The sequence below is a fragment of the Sphingomonas endophytica genome (assembly GCF_014199415.1).
Taxonomy (GTDB): Bacteria; Pseudomonadota; Alphaproteobacteria; order Sphingomonadales; family Sphingomonadaceae; genus Sphingomonas; species Sphingomonas endophytica.
This window is the reverse complement of sequence record NZ_JACIJN010000009.1, coordinates 158,576-180,009: the sequence shown is the minus strand read 5'-3', so window position 1 is coordinate 180,009 and position 21,434 is coordinate 158,576. Positions and strand designations below refer to the sequence as shown.

Here is a 21,434-nt window from a genome sequence, read left to right as displayed (position 1 = left end):
GACTGCAATCGTTGCAGTCGCGCTGCGACGGACGAAGTTGCTATAGGCGCCGCACCGGCGGGGCCGGGGAAGGAAGACGCGAATGTTGTACGACGCCTATGAATTCCAGCGGTCGTGGCTCGCCTCGGCCAGCGCGATGGCGACGGTGGGGGCCAACTGGCTGAACAACCCGTCCAATCCCTTCGCCTATCTCGGCGGCGGGCCGGTGATGGCGTCGGCGCTGGAGGTATTCGCGCACGCATCCGCCTCGCGCGGCAAGCCGGCGTTCGGGTTCGGGACGACGACCGTCGACGGGCGCGAGGTGGCGGTGGTCGAGGAGATCGTGCTGCAACGGCCGTTCGGGCAGCTCAAGCGCTTCCGCCGCGAGGGCGTCGAGGGCGGCCCGCGGCTGCTGATCGCCGCGCCGATGTCGGGGCATTTCGCGACGTTGCTGCGCGGGACGGTCGAGCGGATGCTGCCGGTCGCCGACGTCTATATCACCGACTGGCGCGACGCGAAGCTGGTGCCGACGCGTGACGGGCGGTTCGATCTTGACGATTATATCGATTATCTGATCGCCTTCCTCGAAGCGATCGGTGCGGATCAGGACGGCGCGGCGGACGGCGCGCATGGCGCGCACATGCTGGCGGTGTGCCAGCCGTCGGTGCCGTGCCTCGCCGCAACCGCGCTGATGAGCGCCGACCGCAACCCGTGCCGCCCGCGCACGCTGACGATGATGGGCGGCCCGATCGACACGCGCGAGGCGCCGACCGCGGTCAACACGCTGGCGACCGAGCGGCCGTTCGCGTGGTTCGAGCAGAACGTGATCGCGACGGTGCCGATGCTGTATCCGGGCGCGGGGCGGAAGGTCTATCCGGGCTTCCTGCAACTGTCCGGGTTCATGACCATGAACCTCGGCAACCACATGATGAGCCATTACGAGCTGTTCAAGCATCTCGTCACCGGCGATGACGACAGCGCCGAGGCGACCAAGCGCTTCTACGACGAATATCGCTCGGTCTGCGACATGACCGCGGAATTCTACCTCCAGACGATCGACACCGTCTTCCAGTCACACAGTTTGCCCAAGGGCGAGATGCTGCATCGCGGACGGCGCGTCGATACCGGCGCGATCACCGATGTCGGCTTGCTGGCGATTGAGGGCGAGCGCGACGACATTAGCGGGCTGGGGCAGACGAAGGCGGCGCTGACGATCGCCACCGCGCTGCCAGCGGAGAAGAAGCGCTATTACATGGCCGAGGGTGTCGGCCATTACGGGATCTTCAACGGGTCGAAATGGCGCAACCGCATCGCGCCGGTGGTCGAGGAATGGATGGCGGCGAACAGCTAACGTGAAACGGGCCGGTCGCTGATGGCGACCGGCCCGTTTCTTACTTCGTCACCCCTGCGGAGGCAGGGGTCCATGGCTGTTTCGTCTGGCGTGTCGGCCTGACACATGAGCTTCGGATCATGTGTCCGTCGTTTCGCCACATTCCACAGACATAGGCCCCTGCCTGCGCAGGGGCGACGTGGTTATGCTGCGCTGTTCTCAGCGGTGGTTTGGACCTTGGCGTGGCTGCCTTCCTCGCCGGCCTTGATCGTGCCGCCGAACAGCATCTTCACCCGGCCCGACAGCGAGAGGTCGGTTTCCCAGAGTTCCGCGGAGTCGATGTCGACGCGCAGCAATGCGAGGTTCGGGTCGTTGCGACCTTCCGGGAACCACGCCTCGGCCTGCTTATTCCAGAGCTTGTCGATCTGCGCCTGATCGTTGTCGATCCGCGCGGTGCCGTCGAGGCAGGCGAAGAAGTCGTGCCCCTTCGAGACATATTGCGCCATGACGCGGCCACCGTCGGCGAGCCGGTTGGTCTTGCCGATGAAGAAGAACAGCGTGTCCACCTGATCCTCGTCGAGCTGCGCGGTCAGCGGCTCGTGGTGCGCATGGCCATCCGCCGGGCCGACCATCACGAACGGGCTGTCGGCCATCTTGGCCCAGAGATCCTGCTTCAGCTTCTTCGGATCGGTGTTGGCGTCGGCCATATCGCATCTCCTGTTCGGGTTCGACGGGAGAACGTGAGGCGGGGGCGTTGGTTGCGCCTTCGTTGCGCCGCCGTCATGATCCGGCGTGGCGGCAATCCCGCCGCCGGATCAGGAGCACGGAAATGACGTATGCCGGCTTGTGCCTGTTTCTTGGCACGATGTTCGCCTTCACCACCTTGGTGTTGAAGGTTCTCGAGATGGCCCGGAAGCAGTAACACAGGGGCGGGGCCCGGTCTGGCAGCCGGGCCCCAAACCAATTGAGCCCCGACCGCTGGCACGATCGGGGCTCATCAGGAGTCGGAATGACGTTACCGACGCCATTCACATAGCACAGGACGTGCTATTTTCAACGTCACAGCACCTCGAACAGCCCCGCCGCGCCCATGCCGCCGCCGACGCACATCGTGACGACGACATGTTTCGCGCCACGGCGCTTTCCCTCGATCAGCGCATGGCCGACCATCCGCGCGCCCGACATGCCGTACGGGTGGCCGATCGAGATCGCGCCACCGTTGACGTTGAGCAATTCGTCGGGGATGCCGAGCTTGTCTCGGCAATAGAGCACCTGCACCGCGAACGCCTCGTTCAGCTCCCACAGCCCGATGTCGTCCATCGTCAGGCCGTTGCGTTCGAGCAGCTTGGGCACCGCGAAGACCGGACCGATCCCCATCTCGTCGGGCGCGGTGCCCGCCACCGCCATGCCGACATACCGACCCAGCGGGGCCAGCCCGCGCTGCTCGGCGAGTTTCTCCTCCATCAGCACGCTGGCCGAGGCGCCGTCCGACAGCTGTGAGGCGTTGCCGGCGGTGATGTTGAGGTCCGGCCCCAGCACCGGCTTCAGCCCGCGCAATCCCTCCAGCGTGGTGTCCGCGCGATTGCCCTCATCCTTCGTGAGCGTGACCTGTTCGTGCGAGACTTCCTTCGTCTCTTTGTTGACGTTCGCCTTGGTGGCGGTGACGGGGACGATCTCGGCATCGAAGCGCCCGGCGGCCTGCGCCTGCGCGGTGCGCATCTGCGAGCGATAGCCATATTCGTCCTGCGCCTCGCGGGTGATGCCGTAGCGCTTGGCGACGATTTCCGCGGTCTGGAGCATCGGCATGTAGATGTCCTTATGCATCGCCAGCAGCTCGGGATCGGGGGCGACGCGCATCTCGGGGGTCTGCACCATGCTGATGCTCTCGACCCCGCCGCCGATCGCGATCTGCATCCCGTCGTGCACGATCTGCTTGGCGGCGGTGGCGATCGCCATCAGGCCGGAGGCGCATTGCCGGTCGAGCGACATGCCCGGCACGCTGGTCGGCAGCCCGGCGCGCAACAGGCTGGTGCGCGCGATGTTCGGCGACTGGTGCCCCTGTTGCAGCGCCGCGCCGAGCACGACGTCGTCGACCTCCGCACCGTCGACGCCGGCCCGCTCGACCGCGGCCCTGATCGCATGGCTGGCGAGCGTCGGGGAGGGCAGGTTGTTGAACGCACCGCGATAGGCGCGACCGATCGGGGTGCGGGCGGTGGAGACGATAACGGCGGAGCGCATGGGACAGGGCCTTTCGGTGCAGCCTAGACGAAGATCCGGGTGATCCATTCGGCGAGCATCGCGGGCTTTTCCTGCCCCTCGATCTCGATCGTGACCTCGGCGGTCGATTGATATTGGCCCGGGCGCTTCTGCTCGAACGACAGCAGTCGCGAATGCGCGCGGATGCGCGCGCCGGACGGGATGGGCGCGAGGAAGCGGACGCGGTTGCCGCCGTAATTGACGTGCATCGTCGCGTCGCTGACCGTCGGCAGATCGGGCGTTTCGGCCATCAGGCGCGGAAGCAGCGACAGCGTGAGAAAGCCGTGCGCGATCGTGGTGCCGAACGGTGTCGCAGCAGCACGCACGGGGTCGATATGGATGAATTGACGATCGCCGGTGGCGTCGGCGAAGGCGTCGATCATCGCCTGGGTGACGTCGATCCATGCCGAAACGCTGGTACGTCCGACCGCACCCTCCACTTCGTCGAGCGTCACGGCCCGTCTCTCCCAACCTTTGCGGCGGTGTAGGCGCAATTGCGCGTCGCTCGCAAGGTGGGGCGGACCGAAATAATGAAAAAGGCCGGGTGCTGCTCAGGAAGCTGCGAACCCGACCTTCTAAAAACGGAGCCTGTGCCGGTGATACGCCCCGGCGCGGGCCGTCGTGCTTAGCGGCAGCGCACCTTGCCGCGGTCGATCTGGCGGCCGAGCAGCGCACCCGCGCCGCCGCCGGCCAGCGTGCCGAGCAGGCCGCCGCCGACGAGGTTGCCGAGCAGCGCGCCGCCGGCGCCGCCGACCACGAGACCGGTGGTGCCGTCGTTGCGGCGGCAATAATTGCGGCCGTCACGCCCACGATAGACCTGATCCTCGCGGCTCAGGCGACGCTCGCGATAATTGCCGCGGCGATAGTTCCTCGACGCGTCCCAGTCGTCGCGGTCGCCACGCCACTGATAATCGCGGTCGCGGTCGCGGCGCTGGGCGTCCGCGGCGGGGGCGGCGACCATCGGGGCGGAGACGGTGGCGATCGCCAGCGCCGTCAGCAGAGCCTTCTTCATCTCGATCATACTCCTACCAGTGCCTGCACGAACGTCGCAGGCGCGGAAGGGTTCATGCCGGTTGCGTCACGGCACGTCCGGGATCGGGAACGAGCAGCTTTTCGCGCTGCGCGACGATCAGCGGGACCACGACCTGCCCCGCGACGTTCACTGCGGTGCGCCCCATGTCGAGGATGGGGTCGATCGCGAGCAGCAGGCCGGCGCCCTCGAGCGGCAGCCCGAGCGTGGTGAGCGTGAGCGTCAGCATGACCAGCGCGCCGGTCAGCCCGGCGGTCGCCGCCGAGCCAATCACCGAGACGAGCGCGATCAGCACATAATCGGGCGCATGGAGCGCGACGCCGTAATATTGCGCGACGAACAGCGCCGACACCGCCGGATAGATCGCGGCGCAGCCGTCCATCTTGGTCGTCGCGGCAAACGGCACCGCGAACGCGGCATAGTCGCGCGGGACGCCGGCCTTTTCGGCGACATCCTCGGTGACCGGCAATGTCGCGATCGACGAGCGCGAGACGAAGCCGAGCTGGATCGCCGGCCAGGCGGTCGCGAAGAAGCGGCGCGGCGACAGGCGGTTGGCGATGAGCAGCGCGGGGTAGACCCCGAACAGCACCAGCGCGAGCCCGAGATAGACCGCACCCGCGAAGCTGCCGAGCGCGGCGAGCGACGACCAGCCGTAGCGGACGATCGCGGTGCCGATCAGCCCGGCGGTGCCGATCGGGGTCAGCCGCACCACCCAGCGCAGCAACTGGCGGAAGATCGTCAGCAGCGAGGCGTTGACCGACAGGAACGCCTCGCCCGCCGCGCCGACCTTCACCGCCGCGGCGCCGACTGCGATGGCGACGACGATCAATTGCAGGACGTTGAACGCGATGCCGGTGGTGGCCGCGCCGTCCTTGAGCTTGGTCGACGCCTCCAGCCCGAGGAAATTGCCGGGGATCAGCCCACGCAGGAAGTCGAGCCACGAACCGGCGGTGCCGGGCGCGACCGCGCTCGCGGCATCGACGCCGGCGCGGACGCCGGGCTGGAGGATCGTGCCGAGCGCCAGCCCGATCGCGACCGCGATCAGCGCGGTGATCGCGAACCACAGCAAGGTCTGCCCGACCAGCCGCGCGGCATTGCCGAGGTCCCGCAACGCCGCGACCGAGGCGACCAACGCGGTGAAGACGAGCGGAACGACCAGCGCCTTGAGCAATTTGACGAAGCTCTCGCCGGTGAGGCGCAGCGTTTCGGCCAGCGCACCGTCGGGCGCGTGGCGTGCGATGAAGCCGAGCGCGACGCCGATCGCCATGCCGGCGAACACCTGCACGGTGAAGGAAGGTTTCTGCATGTTGCCGAGGTGAGAGCGGGCGGGGGTTTGCGCCAGCAACTTTGCGTTTGCGGGCGGGGAGTGGGGCTTTTGCGGGGGGAGGGCAGTGGTCAAGCTACACCTCCACTCCCGGGCAGGCGGGACTTCCGACGCGCGGGGCTCGGCAAGGGCCGCCACGTCGCAGGTTCTGGATTCCCGGTTGCGCGGGAATGACGGTTTTTGGTGTGGGGTAACGCTTATCAAGCCTGCCGTCGCCCCTGCGGAGGCAGTGGCCTATCTCTGTGTCGTCCTTTTGGAAGATCTGACACATGGACGGCTGCCGTGTGACAGATGGTTCTTACGCACGCGACAGACATGGGCCCCTGCCTGCGCAGGGGCGACGGACGTTGAGGGAAGAGCGCCGTTCGCCCTCGCTTGGCTTTGTAGAATTGCCTCCGCAGGAGCGAGGGTCAGCTTGTCGGGGGGTGTCCCGGCTCCGCGTAGGGCATCACCAGCGTCCCGTCCGGCGCGGCGGTGTAGGTCGTCTGGGTGGGATAGGCGATCGTGATCCCCTCCTCCGCGAAGCGGCGCATGATCGCGACCAGCAGGCGGTTGCGGACGTCGTGCGCGGTGGCCCAGTCGTCGCCCGGCGTGTCGACCTGGAGCACGAAGTCGAGGCTCGACGCGCCGAATGCCTCGAACCCGGCGCGCGCGACCTTGGCGCCTTCGGCCTCGACCAGCTCGGTCAGGATTGCGGGGAGGCGTTCCAGCGTCTCGGGCGGGGTCTCATAGGCGACGCCGATCGTGTACGACACGCGGACGTGGTCGCGCTGCGACGTGTTCTGGATTTCCTTGTCGAGCAGGTTGCGGTTGGAGATGATCCGCAGCTCGCCGGTGAAGGCGCGGATGCGGGTCGACTTGAGCCCGATCGCCTCGATCACGCCGCTGGTGGTGCCGTAGCTGACCTTGTCGCCGCGCCGGAACGGGCGGTCGAAGATGATTGCCAGCGCCGCGAACAGGTCGGCGAAGATGCCCTGTGCCGCCAGACCGATCGCGATGCCGCCTACCCCGAGCCCCGCGACGAGCCCGGTGACGTTGACGCCGAGGTTGCTCAGCACCACCACCAACGCGATCGCGAACACCGCGAAGCTGACCAGCAGGCGGATCAGCCCCATTGCGCTCATCAGCGCCTCGCCCGAATAATGTTCGTCGCGGGTGCGGTGCTCGATCGCGCCGAGGATCAGCTCGCGCGCCCAGATCGCCGCCTGGAACACCGCCGCGACGGTGAACAGGAAGGTGATCGTCTTGTCGACGTCGGCCGGGGTCGCGGCATAGCCGTCGACCAGCTTGGCCGAGAGCATGATGATGAAGAAGGCGTTGGTCCGCTCGATCGCGCGGCCGAGCACCGCCGCCCAGCCCTTGCCCGAGGCGCTGCGATGCGCCAGCCGCGGCCCGAACGCGCGCACCCAGAATAGCAACAAGGCGATCGCAACGCCGATCCCGACCGCGATCAGGATCTGCAGCCAATGCTGCTGCAACCAGATGAAGCTCGAATGGAGCAGCGCGCCGGCCTGCTGACCGACGCGATCGGTATCGAACGCCGCCGGCCGGGCGGCGGCAGCACTGTTATTGCTCATGTCAGGCGGCTTTCAGCTCGCACGCACCGCAGGATTCGAGGAAGGCGATCAGCCCGCGCTCGGTACGCGTCAGATATTGCGTCGATCGCGGCAGCCGCAGCGACTGGCGGAACGCGGCCTGCGCCGCCTTGTCCTTGCCGAGTTCGATCAACGCCGGATGGACATAGGATTTGCGCGCGATCGCCGGGGTGTTGCCGAGATGCGCGACGACCGGTTCGAGCATCGCCTTGAGCCCGATCGGCGCCTCGGCCTCGATCAACGTCTCGAAGGCGACGACGCTCGCGCCCCAGGTGCGGAAATGCTTGGCGGTGAAGCCTTCACCCATCGCCGCGCGAAGATAGGCGTTGACGTCGGACGAGGTGACCGCGTGTGGCTCGCCATCGTCGCCGACATATTGGAACAGCTTTTGTCCGGGCAGGTCCTGGCATTTCTTGACAAAGCGCGCGAGGCTGCCGTCGGTAATCTTGAGCTTGCGGATCTTGCCCGACTTCGCCTTATATTCCAGCTTGAGCGTGCTGCCGCTGATCTGCGCGTGGCGGTCGCGCAGCGTCGTGAGCCCGAAGCTCTTGTTCGTCTTTGCATAGGTCTCGTTGCCGATCCGCAGCGCGGCGATGTCGAGCAGCTTGACCACCGCGGCAACGGTACGCTCCTTGGTGTGGCGGCGGCGCTCGAGATCGGCCTCGACGCGCGCGCGCAGTCGCGTCAGCGCGCGGCCGAACGGCGCGCAGAGATCGTATTTGGCGGCTTCCTGCTGCGCGCGGAAGCCGAGGTGGTAGCGATATTGCTTGCGGCCCTTCTCGTCCCAGCCGACCGCCTGGATATGGCCCTCGGGATCGGGGCAGAACCACGCATCGGTGTAGGCCGGCGGCAGGCCGATCGCGTTGAGCCGGTCGATTTCGTCGCGATCGGCGATCCGCTTGCCGCTCGCATCATAATAGGCCCAGGCGCCGTGGCGCGTGCGCTTGCGCGTGATGCCGGGGGTATCATCCTCAAAGAAAACGATATTGCCTGTCACCTGTGCCCTTCCTCACCGCCGTGAGCCGGCTTTTGAAATGCGCAGGCCCTCGCATCGTTCCGGAACGGGCGCCCGGCACGGCGGGTTGGGGCGGCGGAACACTTCCTTTCCAGCAGGAGACTGACATGGCCGATTTGTCGCAAGCCCGCGTGCTGATGATCGCCGCCGACGGGTTCGAGACGGTGGAATTGTTCGAGCCGCGCAAGGCGCTGGAAGCGGCCGGCGTGACCGTGACGCTCGCCTCGATCAAGCGCGACCCGATCCAGGGGATGAAGGGCGACATCAACAAGGCGGAGACCGCCACGCCCGACCTGACGCTGGAGGAGGTCGAGGTCGACGACTACGATGCCCTCGTGCTGCCGGGCGGGGTCGCCAACCCCGACAAGCTGCGCGTCGAGGAGCTGGCGGTCGACATCGTCCAGCAGTTCATGGACGAGGACAAGATCGTCGCCGCGATCTGCCACGCGCCGTGGCTGCTCGCCGAGGCCGATGTGATCGACGGGCGGCGCGTGACCGGCTTCGTCTCGATCCGCACCGATCTCGCCAATGCCGGCGCCGAGGTGGAGGACGAGGAAGTGGTGATCGACGACAACCTCATCACCAGCCGCAAGCCCGACGACATCCCGGCGTTCAACAAGGCGATCATCGACGCGCTGACCGAAGAACTCGCCGACGCCGACTAAGCAGCGGGCAGGGTAAACGCCGCAATAAGGATACTGCGGCGTTTACCATCTGCTCACGATTGTTCCGCTATAGTGCGGACATGCTCGACGACATCCTGCCCCTTCCGCTTTCCGCGCGCAGTCATGGCGTGCTCGATACCATGCGCGCGGCGGTGTCGCGGCTCGGTCGTCGGCGGATCGATCCTCCGGTCGCAGCAGGGGGCGCCGCGCCGTGCGCGTGGATGGCCCCGCCGCCCGAGCGGCCGCTGCCGCGCGACCTCAACCTGAAGCTCAGCGCGTTCGATCCCGGGGCGCTGCGTCGTTGCACGCCGGTGTCGGCGGCGGCATTCGTCGATCCGATCGTGCTCGAACGGACGCTGCACCGCATTCCGGCGCGCTGAGGTCGCACGCGACCGTCACGCCCTCGATCCGAAGCATCACCCGCTCGCCATAACGCGCATGCGTGGCGACGCGCAGATCGGCGACGATCTGCCCGGGGATCGTCACGTCGCGCGTCGGCAATTGCGTCAGCCATGCGTCGAGCGTGCTCCCGGTCGCCGCGCTGACCACCAGTTCGTGCCGTGCGCCCGAGAAGGTGGCGCTGTGCCACGCGACCGCGCGACCATGTTCCACCACCAGCGACACCCCCGCGCGTACCGCGTCGCGCAGCAGCGCGCGCTCGAACCGCCGCGCGATCATCGCGCGCGCGCCGCGAGGATCGCGGCGACCTTCGCACGCAGCGCGGGGCCGGGAACGCGTCCGCGGCGCAGATCGCGAACCAGCCGCGGATCGTTGACCGCGCGGCGTCCGAAGGTGGTTTCGGCGACCCCGGTGCGGCGCAAATAGGTGTCGATATCGTTCAACAGGCACATGGACTCTCACTCCGACTCTGTGTTCTTCATATGTTCTACTTTGTTCTGCTTGTCGAGGAAAAATCCTCAGGGTAAGGCCAGGCGATGAGCGACACGCCACAACAGGCACTTGCGAAGGCGGCACGCGCGCGCGGCGTGGCGCTGTCCGCGCTGTCGCGGATGCTGGGGCGCAATCAGGCGTATCTCGGGCAATTCGTGAACCGCGGCTCGCCGCGCATGCTGCCCGAGCGCGAGCGGCGGATGCTCGCCGACTTTCTCGCGATCGACGAGGTGCTGCTGGGTGCGCCGGCCCCGGTCGGCGAAGACGTCGCGGTGCCGTGGCTGGCGGTGCAGGCCGCGGCGGGGGGCGGGCAGGTCGCCGACGAGCGCGTGCTGCGCACCGAGCGGCTGCCGCGCGTAGCGCTGCGCGGCGCGGGGGTGGCGCCGGACGCGGCGTCGGTGATCGGGGTGAGCGGCGACTCGATGGCCCCGACGCTGCGCGATGGCGACCGGCTGCTGGTCGACCGCGCGGCACGGCGGATCGCGGCGCGCGGCGGCATCTATGTGCTGCGGCGCGGCGAGGCGGTGATGGTCAAACGGCTGGTGCCGCACGGCGAGCAGGTCGAGATCCGCAGCGACAATCCGCTGTGGCCGGTCGAGCGCGTGTCGCCCGGCGACATCGAGGTGATCGGGCGCGCGACATTGCTGTTGCGGCGGCTGTAGCGGGGCGCGTGCGGGCTCGTTACACTCGCCCGCGAACAAGGAGAGGTAGCGCATGAAACTCGCCAGTCTGAAGCAGGGGCGCGACGGTCGGCTGGTCGTCGTCTCCGACGATCTGGCCTGGTATGCCGATGCCGGGCATATCTGCGCGACGCTGCAGGCCGCGCTCGACGACTGGGCGCAGGTCGGCCCCGCGCTGGAGCTGCTGGCGGTCGACCTTCGCAACGAGGCGATCCCGCGCGCGCGGTTCCACGAACATGACGCCGCCGCGCCGCTGCCGCGCGCCTATCAATGGCTCGATGGCTCGGCGTACGTAAACCATGTCGCGCTGGTGCGGCAGGCGCGCGGGGCGGAACTGCCCGAGAGTTTCTGGCACGATCCCCTGATGTATCAGGGCGGGTCGGACGGGTTCCTCGGCGCGCGCGACGCGATCCCGCTCGCCGACGAGGACTGGGGTTGCGATCTGGAGGGCGAGGTGGTGGTCGTCACCGGCGACGTGCCGCTGGGCGCGACGCGCGAGCAGGCGCTCGACGCGATCCGGCTGGTCGGGCTGACCAACGACGTGTCTTTGCGCAATCTGATCCCGGCCGAACTCGCCAAGGGATTCGGCTTCCTGCAAGCCAAGCCGGCCTCGGCCTTCTCGCCGGTGTTCGTGACCCCCGAGGCGCTCGGTGACTGGTGGCGCGACGGCAAGTTGCACCGCCGCTTGCTGGTCGAGGTCAATGGCGCGCCCTTTGGTCGCGCCGACGCGGGTGAGGACATGACCTTCGACTTCGGGACGCTGATCGCACACGCCGCGAAGACGCGCGCGCTGGGCGCGGGGACGATCGTCGGGTCGGGCACCGTCTCGAACCGCGATGCCGAGGGCGGGCCGGGGCGGCCAATCGCCGATGGCGGCGTGGGCTATTCGTGTCTCGCGGAACTGCGCACGGTTGAGACGATCCAGAGCGGCGCGGCTCAGACGCCGTATCTGGGCACCGGCGACACGGTGCGGATCTGGATGGAGGACGATCGCCACCATCCGATCTTCGGGACGATCGAACAGACGGTCGGCTGACGCTATGCCCCGGGAAGCGGGCGGCGCGCGCGCAGCTCGGGGCGGCCCAGCATCGCGAAGCCGATAAACGCGGCGACCAGCCGATGGTCGTCGACCGCCGTCAGCATTCGCTTGAGATCGTCGAGAAACGCCTGCGCGCCGCCGAAATCGCGGACGCGGCGCGCGTCCATCGCCCAGCCGCCGAACTGCTGCGCGGCGACCGGACGCCGCTCGACATAGGCGATCGAGTCGTGACGCTGGTCGTGCGCGATCTGCGCCATCAGCGTCTCGACCGCCGGCTGCGGTCCTTCGAGCGCCTGGATGAAGCGGCTGCCGTCATGGAGCAACAGCCCGGTGATGCCGTGCCCGCCGTTGAAGCGCGCCGCGCCGGTCGCGAGCCGCGCCAGCTCGGGATCGTCGAGCGGCCGGGTGGCGCGGCTGATATAGACGAGCTGGTAGACGGGATCAGCCATCAATGTGACATGGATCAAGCATGCGAGGATTGTTAGCGCAATTCATTACAGATCAACCGGGTTGACCCGCTAGCCGGCGGCGCGGCGCGTGTCGTGGCGCCGCTGACCCGGAATCGTGGTTAATCACACGGCCGCGAGGGCCGCCGGATCAGTGAAAGTCGTGGCTGCGGATCGGGATGACGTCTTCCGGGTCGCAACCGTTGCGGAACGGCGGGTGATAGTCGCTGCGCACGCGCGTCTTCCAGCCGGGGTCGCCGCGATCGGGTGAGCCGGGGTGGGTCGCGCCGTCGCCGCGGCTGGTGAGACGCGGCAGGTCGATGTCGCCGACCGCGCGCAGCAGCGCGGTGCGATCGTGGATGCGATCGGCGATGACATGGATCACCTCGCCCTCGCGCTGGACGACGCCGGTGACGCTGATCATCGCCGAGGACATCACGACGGTGCGCTGCGCCTCGAACCGGTCGGGCCACAGGATGATGTTGGCGACTCCGGTTTCGTCCTCGATCGTGATGAACAGCACGCCCTTCGCGGACCCCGGCTTCTGGCGGACGAGGATGATCCCCGCCACCTCGACGCGGCGGCCGTCGCGTGTCTGGCGGAGCTGCGCGCACGGGATCACGCGCTGGTCGGCGAGCCGGTCGCGCAGGAAGAACAACGGATGCTCGCGCAAAGTGAGCTGGGTGGCGCGGTAATCCTCGACCACCTCGCGCCCGGCGGTCAGCGGCACCAGACTGACCGGCGGTTCGCGGCGCTCGGCCGCCTCCAGCAGCGGCAGCGGCGTCTCGCCGAGCCCGCGGATCGCCCATAACGCCTGCCGCCGGTCGAGCCCGAGCGCGTGGAAGCCATCGGCCTTGGCGAGCTTCTCCAGCGTCGCGAGCGGCACGCCCGAGCGGCGCCACAAATCCTCGATCGAGCGGAACGGCGCCTCGGCACGCGCGGCGATGATCCGCGCGACCTCGATCATCGACACGCCGTGGACGATCTTCATTCCCAGCCGCAGCGGCAGGCGCATGGTGTCACCCTCCTCGACCAGCCGCGTATCCCAATCGCTGTCGACGACGCAGACCGGGCGGATCACCACGCCATGCTCGCGCGCGTCGCGGACGATCTGCGCGGGGGCGTAAAAGCCCATCGGCTGGGCGTTGAGCAGCGCGCAGCAGAACACGTCCGGGTGGTGGCATTTCATCCAGCTCGACGCATAGGCGATCTTGGCGAAGGACGCGGCGTGGCTTTCGGGAAAGCCGTAGGAGCCGAACCCCTCGATCTGCTTGACCAGCCGCTCGGCGAAGTCGGGGCCGATGCCTTTCTTGGCCATGCCCTCGATCAGCTCGGTTTTGAACTGGCCGACGCCTTGCGTGTATTTGAACGTCGCCATCGCCTTGCGCAATTCGTCGGCGCGGGCGGGGGTGAAGCCCGCGCCTTCGATCGCGACCTTCATCGCCTGTTCCTGAAACAGCGGCACGCCATAGGTCTTGCCGAGCACCGCCTTCAGCTCCGGGCTGGGATAATCGAACTCGATCGCGGGGTTGCGGCGCTTCTGTTCGCGACGCTTCAGATAGGGATGGACCATGTCGCCCTGGATCGGGCCGGGGCGGACGATCGCGACCTGGATCGCGATATCGTAGAAATTGACCGGCAGCATCCGTGGCAGCATCGCCATTTGCGCGCGGCTCTCGATCTGGAAGACGCCGAGCGTGTCGGCCTTCTGGATCATCGCGAACGTCGCCGGATCGTCGGTCTGCAACGCGGGATGATCGAGCGTCAGCTGCACATTCTTGTGGCGCGCGAGCAGGTCGAAGGCGCGGCGCATACAGCCGAGCATCCCGAGCCCGAGGATGTCGACCTTCATCATCCCCGCTTCCTCGACATCCTCCTTCTCCCATTCGATCACGCGGCGATCCGCCATCGCGGCGGGCTCGATCGGGACCAACGCGTCGAGCCGGTCGCGGGTGAGGACGAAGCCGCCGGGATGCTGCGACAGATGCCGCGGCGTGCCGATCAGCTCGCGCGCCAACTCCAGCGTGAGCGCGAGCCGCGGGTCGCCGCGGTCGAGGTTGAGCGCATCGACATGGCGGTCGGCGACGCCTTCCTCCGACCAGCCCCATACCTGTCCGGCGAGCGCGGCGGTCATGTCCTCGGGCAGCCCGAGCACCTTGCCGACCTCGCGCACCGCGCCGCGCGCGCGGAAGCGGCTGACCACCGCGGTCAGCGCGGCATGGTCATGGCCATAGGTGTCGTAGATCCACTGGATCACTTCCTCGCGGCGCTCATGCTCGAAATCGATGTCGATATCGGGCGGCTCGGCGCGGTTCTCCGAGAGGAAGCGCTCGAACAGCAACTGGTGGACGATCGGGTCGATCGAGGTGATGCCGAGCACGAAGCAGATCACCGAGTTGGCCGCCGACCCGCGCCCCTGACACAAGATGTCCTGGCTGCGCGCATATTCGACGATCGAATGGACGGTGAGGAAATAGGCGGCGTAGTTGAGTTTCGCGACCAGCCCGAGTTCCTTGGCGAGCAGGTCCAGATATTCCCGCGGCACTACGCCGTCGAAGCGCCGGTCGAGCGCGCGGGTGGCGAGTTTCTCCAGCGCCTGTTGCGGCGTCTGCCCGGTCATGATCTTTTCTTCGGGGTAGAGATACTGGTCGCGCAGGTCGCGCGGCGAGAAGGTGCAGCGCTCGACCACCGCCGCAACCGCGGCGAGCGCGTCGGGGAAGCGCGCGAAGCGGCGTTCCATCTCGAACGGCGGGTGGAGGCAGCGGTCGGCGGAGCGTTCGCGGCGAAGTCCGAGCGCGTCGATCGTGGTCTTCTCGCGGATCGCGGTGACGACGTCCTGGATCATGCGCTTGTCGGGATGGTGGTAGAGCACGTCGCCGGTCGCGAGCGGCGCGAGGTCATAGCGGCGCGCGGCGGCGGCGGCCTCGTACAGCCGGCGTGCGTCGTCGGGGCGGCGCTGCTGCGTGAGGCAGACATGGCCGCGCGCGTCGCCCGAGGCAGCGCCGAACAGATCGGCCATCCAGCGCAATTCGCCCTCGTCTGCGCCGTCCGCGCCGGGGACGAGCGCGGCGACCAGCCCGGCGGCGTGCGCGGCGACATCCTCCCAGTGCAGGAAGCAGCGGCCTTTTTCGCCATGCTGCGGGCGGGCGCGCGCCTTGCCGATCGTCAGCAGCCGGGTGAGCCGGCTCCATGCCGCGAGGTCCTGCGGCCAGACGAGCAGCGACGCGCCGGTGACGAGATCGAGCCGGCAGCCGGCGACCATCCGCACGGGGTTGCCCTGCGCGGATGTTTTCTCGGCGGCGACCAGCGCGCGGACGATCCCGGCGACCGAATTGCGATCGGTGATGCCGAGTGCCGGGAGGCGCATTTCCGAGGCGGTGGCGAACAGCTCCTCGCACGACGACACGCCGCGCAGGAAGCAGAAGTGCGTCGCGACCTGAAGTTCGGAATAGGTCATGGCGTCACAGCCGAAAGCCGTAACCTGCAAGCCCTGCCGTCATTGCGAGCGTAGCGAAGCAATCCAGGGCGTCCTGGTCCGGCTCTGGATTGCTTCGCTGCGCTCGCAATGACGACGTGGCTGACCGGCATGCTCAATTGCCCAAGCCATGCAGGAACCAGCTGAGATCGCCGGTCTGGCTGCGCAATCCGTCGCCGCGGCGGAACAGCCAGAAGCGCTGCCCGGTCTCGTCCTCGACGCGGTAATAATCGCGGACCGCCATCCGCTCGGGCGCGCGCCGCCACCATTCGCCCGCGACGCGCTCCGGGCCTTCGGCACGAACGATCAGGTGCATGGTGCCGCGCCACGTGAAGCGCTTCGGCGGCTGGTCGGGGAGTTCGGCGAGGACGTGGTCGATCCGTTCCGGGCGACGCAGCAGCAACACCGGGCGCGGCCAGCGCGGGTGCCATGGATGGTCGGGGCTGCGCGCGTCGAGGTGGCGGACATCGTCGGGGCGCAGTTTCTGTGTCTCGCGTTGCGGTGGATCGAGCGGCGCGGTGCGCGTCCACGAGCGTTCGGGGACGTCGCTCTCGACCGGGGCGACGCGCCACAGCCGGCCCGCGCCGATGCGGTTGATGAGCGCATCGATCAGCGGCGCGAGATCGGGCGCGGTATCGTCGGCGAGCGCCGCAGCCAATGTCTCGGCGCCGAGCGGGTCGGCGCGGCGCACGATCAGCGCGATGCCGTCGATGCCATAGCCGGGTTCGATCTCCTCGATGCGGCGCAGCGTCAGCCGCAGCATGTGCGCGGCGTCGCGGGTCGGGCGCGCGAAGCCGAGCCGCAGGATCTGCGGTACGCCGTCGACGCGCGCGGCGATCATCTCGACCGCGCGCGCGCCCTGACCGGCCTTCGCCAGCGCGACCGCGAGCCGGTGCATCAATTCGCGCAGCCAATGCTCGATCGCCTCGGGAGTGGCGATCGGCTCGACGAAGCGCTGCTCGACCGCGACGCGCGTCGGGGGGACGATCGGCTCCAACGGTTCGGGCAGCTGGCCAAGCGCCTGATCGATGCGATCGGCGATCGCGCGGCCGAAGCGGCGGACGAGCGGCGCGCGGGGGAGCGCGGTGAGCTGCCCGATCGCCTCGATCCCGAGCCGCGCGAGCAGTTCCAGCGCGGGCGCGTCGAGCCGCAGCGCCGCGACCGGCAGCTGCGCCAGCGCTTTGCCGTGCCCAGCGGGCGGCACGATCTGCACGGCGTCGCGCGCGCCGAACCGCGCCAGCGCCCAGGCCGCGCCCGGCGTGTCGGCGACCGCGACGCGGGCGGCGATGCCGTAGCGCGCGAGCAGCCGCAGCAGCCGGCGGCAGAAGCGCGCCTCGCCGCCGTGGAGATGCGCGACCCCGGTCAGCTCGACGAACAGCCCGTCGGCGTCCGACACTGCGACGGTCGGTGCCCAGCGGCGCGCGAGCAACGTGGCGAGCGCGGCGAGATCGGCGGCGTCGCGCTCCGGCTCGGCCTCGCGCACGTCGAGCCCCGGCACCTGCGCGCGCGCCATGGTGAGCGCGGTGCCGGGGCCGATCCCGAGCGCGCGCGCGGCTTCATTGGCGGCAGCGACCTCGACGCGCGCGCCGCTGCGCTGCACCGTCACCAGCGGTTGCTCGTCGACGGGCGCGGCGGCGCGTGCGCCCTCGTCGGCATCGTCGCAGACGCGCGCGACCATCGTCGCCAGCGTGCGCCCGGTCTGGAAGAAGCGGCCGTGGCCGTAGCCGGGTGCGGTCGGCGCGCTCTTGCCGTGATTGTCGGGATGCGGCCCCTCGCCGGGGAATTGCACCGCGGGCATCGCGGCGAGTTGCTTGAGGCTTTGAGCGAGATTGGGCGGGGCGACATGCCCGGCCTCGCCGCCATGCCCGTCGCGCGCGCTGCGGCGCGGGGCCTTCATTGCGCGGCGGACGACGGCATCCTCGCCGGGGCCGAGCACCGGCGGCATCCGGCCCATCCGGCGCAGCGCACCCGCTTCGTCGGGGGGCAGCGGGCGGAACGGATGGTCGACCAGCTCGGTCTTGCGCGACAATTCCTGCAGCGATGGGCGGCGATGCGCGGGGAGCGCCTCGACCGAAGCTTGCAGGTCCTCGTTGCGCCAGCCGCGCGTGCCGGGGCGGAACAGCGGTTCGGCGGCTTCGGTGCGGCGCGACAGTTCGCGGAACGGGGTGGCGGCGGCCTCGCTGGTGCGGCCGAGTTCGCGCTGCGCGGGGCGGCGGTGCGCGGGCAGGCCGGCAACTGCGCTCTCGACCTGGTCGCGCGTGTCGGCGAGCCCGCTGCCGGGGTCGGTGCGCGCCCAGCGTGCGCCGGGACGCCAGCCGCCGCCGCGCGGTACGGAGCAGTGCTGCGCGCGCTCGGCGGCGGCGTCGGTGCCCAAAGCGTCGAAGGCGGCGCGGCCGTCGGCCTCAGCCGACCGCGCGGCGCGGCGCTCGATCCGCCGCAGCCGGTCGATCGACCAGCTGGGCAGGTAGAGCGAGGCGACCCGTTTCATCGGAGCCCTCCACCAAGAGTTCGAACGGATCGCCGCCGCGCTGGCGCACGCATTCGACGTGCCAGCACGCGCGGCCCAGCCCGCCCCACGGCACCTGCGACGACGGCGCGTGCGCGACACGCCAGCGCGTCACCGCCGCGGACGGCGCGGTGATCGGATCGGTGCCGTCGCGGGTCGGGCGGCGGAGCAGCAGCGCAGGGGTGCCGCCGCCCTCGGCGGCGAGTTGCAGCCGGCGGGCCTGCGCCATCTGGACGCGCGTCGCCTCACCGACCACCGCGCCGAGCCCGCGGTGGCGCAGCCCTTCCTCGACCAGCGCGAGCAGTTCGGCGTCGTCGCGCGCCTCGGCATAGACGACACGCGACGGCGCGAGCCCGGCCTGGAACAGCCCCGGCGCGAACAGGTCGCGCGAGCGCACGACCCACAGCACCTCGCCGTGCGTGCGCGCGGCGATTCCGGCGGCGAACAGCACCGCGGCGGCGTCGTCGCCCCAGCCGGTGCCGCGTGACGACACTTCGTGCAGCGCGTCGGTCCGCAGGCCATGGTCGGCGAGCCGATCGTCGAGCGCGGCGATGCCGAACGGCAGCACGGGCCGGTCGCGCGCCTCGCCGGTAATGGCCTGCAAGCTCTCGCGGAGCGCGGCAAGGGTGGGAACGGGACCGGACACAGGCGACTCGCAATCAATCTGTTCGCTATTTGTTCCTATTCGTGTTCCGGCGTCAAGGCTTTGCGGGGATTAGGAATGTGGGGGCCCGGCGTTGCCGATTGCCCGCTCGTCATCCCGGACGTGATCCGGGATCCCGCTCCCTTACCTCCGCCAAAAGAACCGGGGCTAGGCCGCCTCTGCCTGTTCCTCTGCCGTGGGCGTCACCCGCAAGATCTCGCTCACCGCGCGCCGCTGCTCGCGGCGCGTGACCACCGGCGCGAGTCGCCCGGTGTCGTCGCAAGCGATCGCGGTCGCCGCGAACGGTGCGCCATCGCTTTGCCGGGCGAGCGTCACCTCCCAGCGCGGGCGCGCGGTGCCGACCATCGGCACGGACCCGATCCGCCAGCGGGTGGCCGCCGAAGACGACACCGCCAACGGATCGCCGCTGCCGCGCGCCGGGCGCTTGAGCAGCAGCGCAACCGTCCGCCCGCGCGCCGCGGCCTGCTGCACGCGCTTCGTCGCGGCGGGCGATGCACGGCGCACCTCGCCGATCACCGCGCCCAAAGCGGGATGGCGCAGGCCTTCCTCCATCAGCGCCAGCACCCCGGCATCGTCATCGGCCTCGGCATGGATCACGCGCTTCGCGGTCAGCCCGGACTGCGCCAGCGCGGGGGCGAACAGGTCGCGGCGTCGCACCACCCACAGGATCGGTCCCCATGCCCGCGCCGCGACCCCCGCGACGAACAACGTCGCCGCCGCATCGTCGCGCAGCGATGGCGTCGCCGCCGCGACCTCGTGCAGCGCGTCGAGTCGCAGCCCGCCGTCGGTCAGCTGCGAGTCGATGTCCGGCACCCCGAACGGCATGACCCGCCGCCGGCTGTGCCCGTCGTCCGGCACGGCGCGCAGCGTCTCACGCAAAGAGGAAAGGACGCTCGACTCGGGCACGACGCGCAGGACTCCGCAGCGGATTTTCGTTCGCAATTTGTTCCAGAAAGAGGGTGCGAGTCAATGGTCTGTCACGTACGCCGACTAGCCCGGATCGCGTCAGAGGTCCGCCAAAAGGGCTTTGACTGGCGTTGAAACAATATTACAAGCGGCTGAAATCGTGCTGCGCGACAAGCAGCGCCTGACGGAGAGTGAAACGTGGGCGAAGAACCCGGCATCGTGCACCCGCGCGGCAACCTGCCGCCCCTGTCGCTGCACGTCCCCGAACCCAAATTCCGGCCCGGCGATGCGGTCGACTTCGCCGACGTTCCGATCCCGCCTGCGGGCGCCGCGCGCCGCCCCGATACCGCCGACGCCGCGCGCGACTTCACCGACCTTGCCTATACGATGGTGCGCGTCCTCGACGAGCACGATCAGGCGGTCGGCGCGTGGAACCCGCGGCTATCGCCCGACACGCTGCGGCGGATGCTGCGCCATATGGCGACGGTCCGCGCGTTCGACGAACGGATGTTCCGCGCGCAGCGGCAGGGCAAGACCAGCTTCTACATGAAGTCGCTCGGCGAGGAGGCGGTGGCGGTCGCCGCGGCGCACGCGCTGGATGCCGAGGACATGTGCTTTCCCTCCTATCGCCAGCAGGGGCTGTTGATCGCGCGCGGCTGCCCGATGGTCGACATGATGAACCAGATCTATTCGAACACCGGCGACAAGCTGCAGGGCAAGCAGCTGCCGATCATGTATTCGGAGAAGCGCTTCGGCTTCTTCTCGATCTCGGGCAACCTGACCACGCAATATCCGCAGGCGGTTGGCTGGGCGATGGCGTCGGCATCGAAGGGCGACACGCGCATTGCGGCGACATGGTGCGGGGAGGGCTCGACCGCGGAGGGCGACTTCCATTCCGCGCTGACCTTCGCGACCGTCTATCGTGCGCCGGTGATCTTCAACGTCGTCAACAATCAATGGGCGATCAGCAGCTTCTCGGGCTTCGCGGGGGCGGAGGCGACGACCTTCGCGGCGCGCGCGGTCGGCTACGGGATCGCCGGCCTGCGCGTCGACGGCAATGACGCGCTGGCGGTCTATGCCGCGACCGCCTGGGCCGCGGAGCGCGCGCGCACCAATGCCGGCCCGACGCTGATCGAGCATTTCACCTATCGCACCGAGGGCCATTCGACCTCCGACGACCCGACGCAATATCGCTCGGCCGGCGAGCCGACGGCATGGCCGCTCGGCGATCCGATCCGGCGGCTGAAGGACCATCTGGTCGCGATCGGCGAATGGGACGAGGCGCGGCAGGCCGACATGGACCGCGAGGTCGCCGAGGAAGTGAAGGCGGCGCAGAAGGAGGCCGAGAAGAACGGGGTGCTCGGCCATGGCCTGCGCCAGCCGCTCGACTCGCTGTTCGACGGGGTGTTCGAGGAAATGCCGTGGCATTTGCGCGAGCAGCGCCAGATGATGATCGACGAGGAAACCGCGAGCGGGCGGCCGTGGGACCGGAAGTGAGGGCGGCCGCGCTACGCCCCGCCGTCATCCCCGCGAAGGCGAGGATCCAGACGCGCGGATCTTCGCAAAAGCCGAAAGGTCAGAGGTTCTGGATTCCCGCCTGCGCGGGAATGACGGAGTGGGTTGGATGAGCGTT

General features: G+C 69.0%; 19 protein-coding genes. 5 read left to right on the top strand and 14 right to left on the bottom strand.

Translation table 11 applies throughout. The features are described 5' to 3' along the window. Positions 1-82 precede the first annotated feature (82 nt). Positions 83-1,330 (top strand): polyhydroxyalkanoate depolymerase, encoded by a 1,248-nt coding sequence (locus tag FHS97_RS13950; RefSeq protein ID WP_184039054.1) that lies wholly within the window; start codon positions 83-85, stop codon positions 1,328-1,330. Between the two features lie 182 nt (positions 1,331-1,512). Here FHS97_RS13950 and FHS97_RS13945 read toward each other — a convergent pair whose 3' ends face one another. From FHS97_RS13945 to FHS97_RS13915, 7 genes are all read right to left on the bottom strand, one after another. Then, a complete protein-coding gene (locus FHS97_RS13945; RefSeq protein WP_184039051.1) occupies positions 1,513-2,016 on the bottom strand; it encodes a pyridoxamine 5'-phosphate oxidase family protein in 504 nt (167 codons plus the stop codon). A 352-nt stretch (positions 2,017-2,368) separates the two neighbouring features. Then, entirely contained in the window at positions 2,369-3,547 is a 1,179-nt protein-coding gene (locus FHS97_RS13940) for an acetyl-CoA C-acyltransferase (RefSeq protein ID WP_184039037.1), read from the bottom strand. A gap of 23 nt (positions 3,548-3,570) precedes the next feature. Beyond that, entirely contained in the window at positions 3,571-4,020 is a 450-nt protein-coding gene (locus FHS97_RS13935; protein WP_343053458.1) for a MaoC family dehydratase, read from the bottom strand. 170 nt (positions 4,021-4,190) lie between these two features. Then, positions 4,191-4,577, bottom strand: a complete 387-nt coding sequence (locus FHS97_RS13930) for a glycine zipper 2TM domain-containing protein (protein ID WP_184039034.1) — start codon at positions 4,575-4,577, stop codon at positions 4,191-4,193. A gap of 52 nt (positions 4,578-4,629) precedes the next feature. Continuing rightward, positions 4,630-5,901 (bottom strand): dicarboxylate/amino acid:cation symporter, encoded by a 1,272-nt coding sequence (locus tag FHS97_RS13925; protein ID WP_184039031.1) that lies wholly within the window; start codon positions 5,899-5,901, stop codon positions 4,630-4,632. 428 nt (positions 5,902-6,329) lie between these two features. After that, on the bottom strand, positions 6,330-7,496 hold the full coding sequence (locus tag FHS97_RS13920; RefSeq protein ID WP_184039028.1) for a mechanosensitive ion channel family protein: 1,167 nt from the start codon (positions 7,494-7,496) through the stop codon (positions 6,330-6,332). 1 nt (position 7,497) lies between these two features. After that, complete coding sequence (locus FHS97_RS13915) at positions 7,498-8,511, bottom strand: DNA topoisomerase IB (protein WP_184039025.1); 1,014 nt, start codon at positions 8,509-8,511, stop codon at positions 7,498-7,500. 125 nt (positions 8,512-8,636) lie between these two features. On the opposite strand from FHS97_RS13915, the gene FHS97_RS13910 reads away from it, so the two are divergent. After that, entirely contained in the window at positions 8,637-9,194 is a 558-nt protein-coding gene (locus FHS97_RS13910; RefSeq protein WP_184039021.1) for a type 1 glutamine amidotransferase domain-containing protein, read from the top strand. A gap of 270 nt (positions 9,195-9,464) precedes the next feature. Here FHS97_RS13910 and FHS97_RS13905 read toward each other — a convergent pair whose 3' ends face one another. Both FHS97_RS13905 and FHS97_RS13900 read right to left on the bottom strand, forming a co-directional pair. After that, positions 9,465-9,872 carry a hypothetical protein gene (locus tag FHS97_RS13905; RefSeq protein WP_184039018.1) on the bottom strand — a complete coding sequence of 136 codons (408 nt, stop codon included), beginning with the start codon at positions 9,870-9,872 and terminating at the stop codon, positions 9,465-9,467. Continuing rightward, a complete protein-coding gene (locus FHS97_RS13900) occupies positions 9,869-10,045 on the bottom strand; it encodes a hypothetical protein (RefSeq protein WP_184039015.1) in 177 nt (58 codons plus the stop codon). The genes FHS97_RS13905 and FHS97_RS13900 overlap by 4 nt, the downstream gene beginning before the upstream one ends. 84 nt (positions 10,046-10,129) lie before the next feature. Here FHS97_RS13900 and FHS97_RS13895 point away from each other — a divergent pair, with 84 nt between their 5' ends. Together FHS97_RS13895 and FHS97_RS13890 are read left to right on the top strand one after the other, a co-directional pair. After that, entirely contained in the window at positions 10,130-10,747 is a 618-nt protein-coding gene (locus tag FHS97_RS13895; RefSeq protein WP_184039012.1) for a S24 family peptidase, read from the top strand. Between the two features lie 52 nt (positions 10,748-10,799). After that, the gene (locus FHS97_RS13890; RefSeq protein ID WP_184039009.1) at positions 10,800-11,801 is read left to right on the top strand and encodes a fumarylacetoacetate hydrolase family protein; all 1,002 of its coding nucleotides are present in this window, start codon (positions 10,800-10,802) and stop codon (positions 11,799-11,801) included. A 2-nt stretch (positions 11,802-11,803) separates the two neighbouring features. Here FHS97_RS13890 and FHS97_RS13885 read toward each other — a convergent pair whose 3' ends face one another. The 5 genes from FHS97_RS13885 to FHS97_RS13865 form a co-directional block, all read right to left on the bottom strand. Next, a complete protein-coding gene (locus FHS97_RS13885) occupies positions 11,804-12,253 on the bottom strand; it encodes a BLUF domain-containing protein (RefSeq protein ID WP_184039006.1) in 450 nt (149 codons plus the stop codon). Between the two features lie 148 nt (positions 12,254-12,401). Then, entirely contained in the window at positions 12,402-15,707 is a 3,306-nt protein-coding gene (locus FHS97_RS13880; protein WP_184039004.1) for an error-prone DNA polymerase, read from the bottom strand. 133 nt (positions 15,708-15,840) lie between these two features. Then, positions 15,841-18,213: a Y-family DNA polymerase gene (locus FHS97_RS13875; protein WP_246346674.1), complete on the bottom strand. Its 2,373-nt coding sequence runs from the start codon at positions 18,211-18,213 to the stop codon at positions 15,841-15,843. Next, positions 18,128-18,877: an ImuA family protein gene (locus FHS97_RS13870; RefSeq protein WP_311770272.1), complete on the bottom strand. Its 750-nt coding sequence runs from the start codon at positions 18,875-18,877 to the stop codon at positions 18,128-18,130. The genes FHS97_RS13875 and FHS97_RS13870 overlap by 86 nt, the downstream gene beginning before the upstream one ends. A 165-nt stretch (positions 18,878-19,042) precedes the next feature. Then, positions 19,043-19,753: a protein ImuA gene (locus FHS97_RS13865; protein WP_184039002.1), complete on the bottom strand. Its 711-nt coding sequence runs from the start codon at positions 19,751-19,753 to the stop codon at positions 19,043-19,045. A 246-nt stretch (positions 19,754-19,999) separates the two neighbouring features. On the opposite strand from FHS97_RS13865, the gene FHS97_RS13860 reads away from it, so the two are divergent. Continuing rightward, complete coding sequence (locus FHS97_RS13860) at positions 20,000-21,298, top strand: thiamine pyrophosphate-dependent enzyme (RefSeq protein WP_184039000.1); 1,299 nt, start codon at positions 20,000-20,002, stop codon at positions 21,296-21,298. The last annotated feature ends 136 nt before the right edge of the window (positions 21,299-21,434 follow it).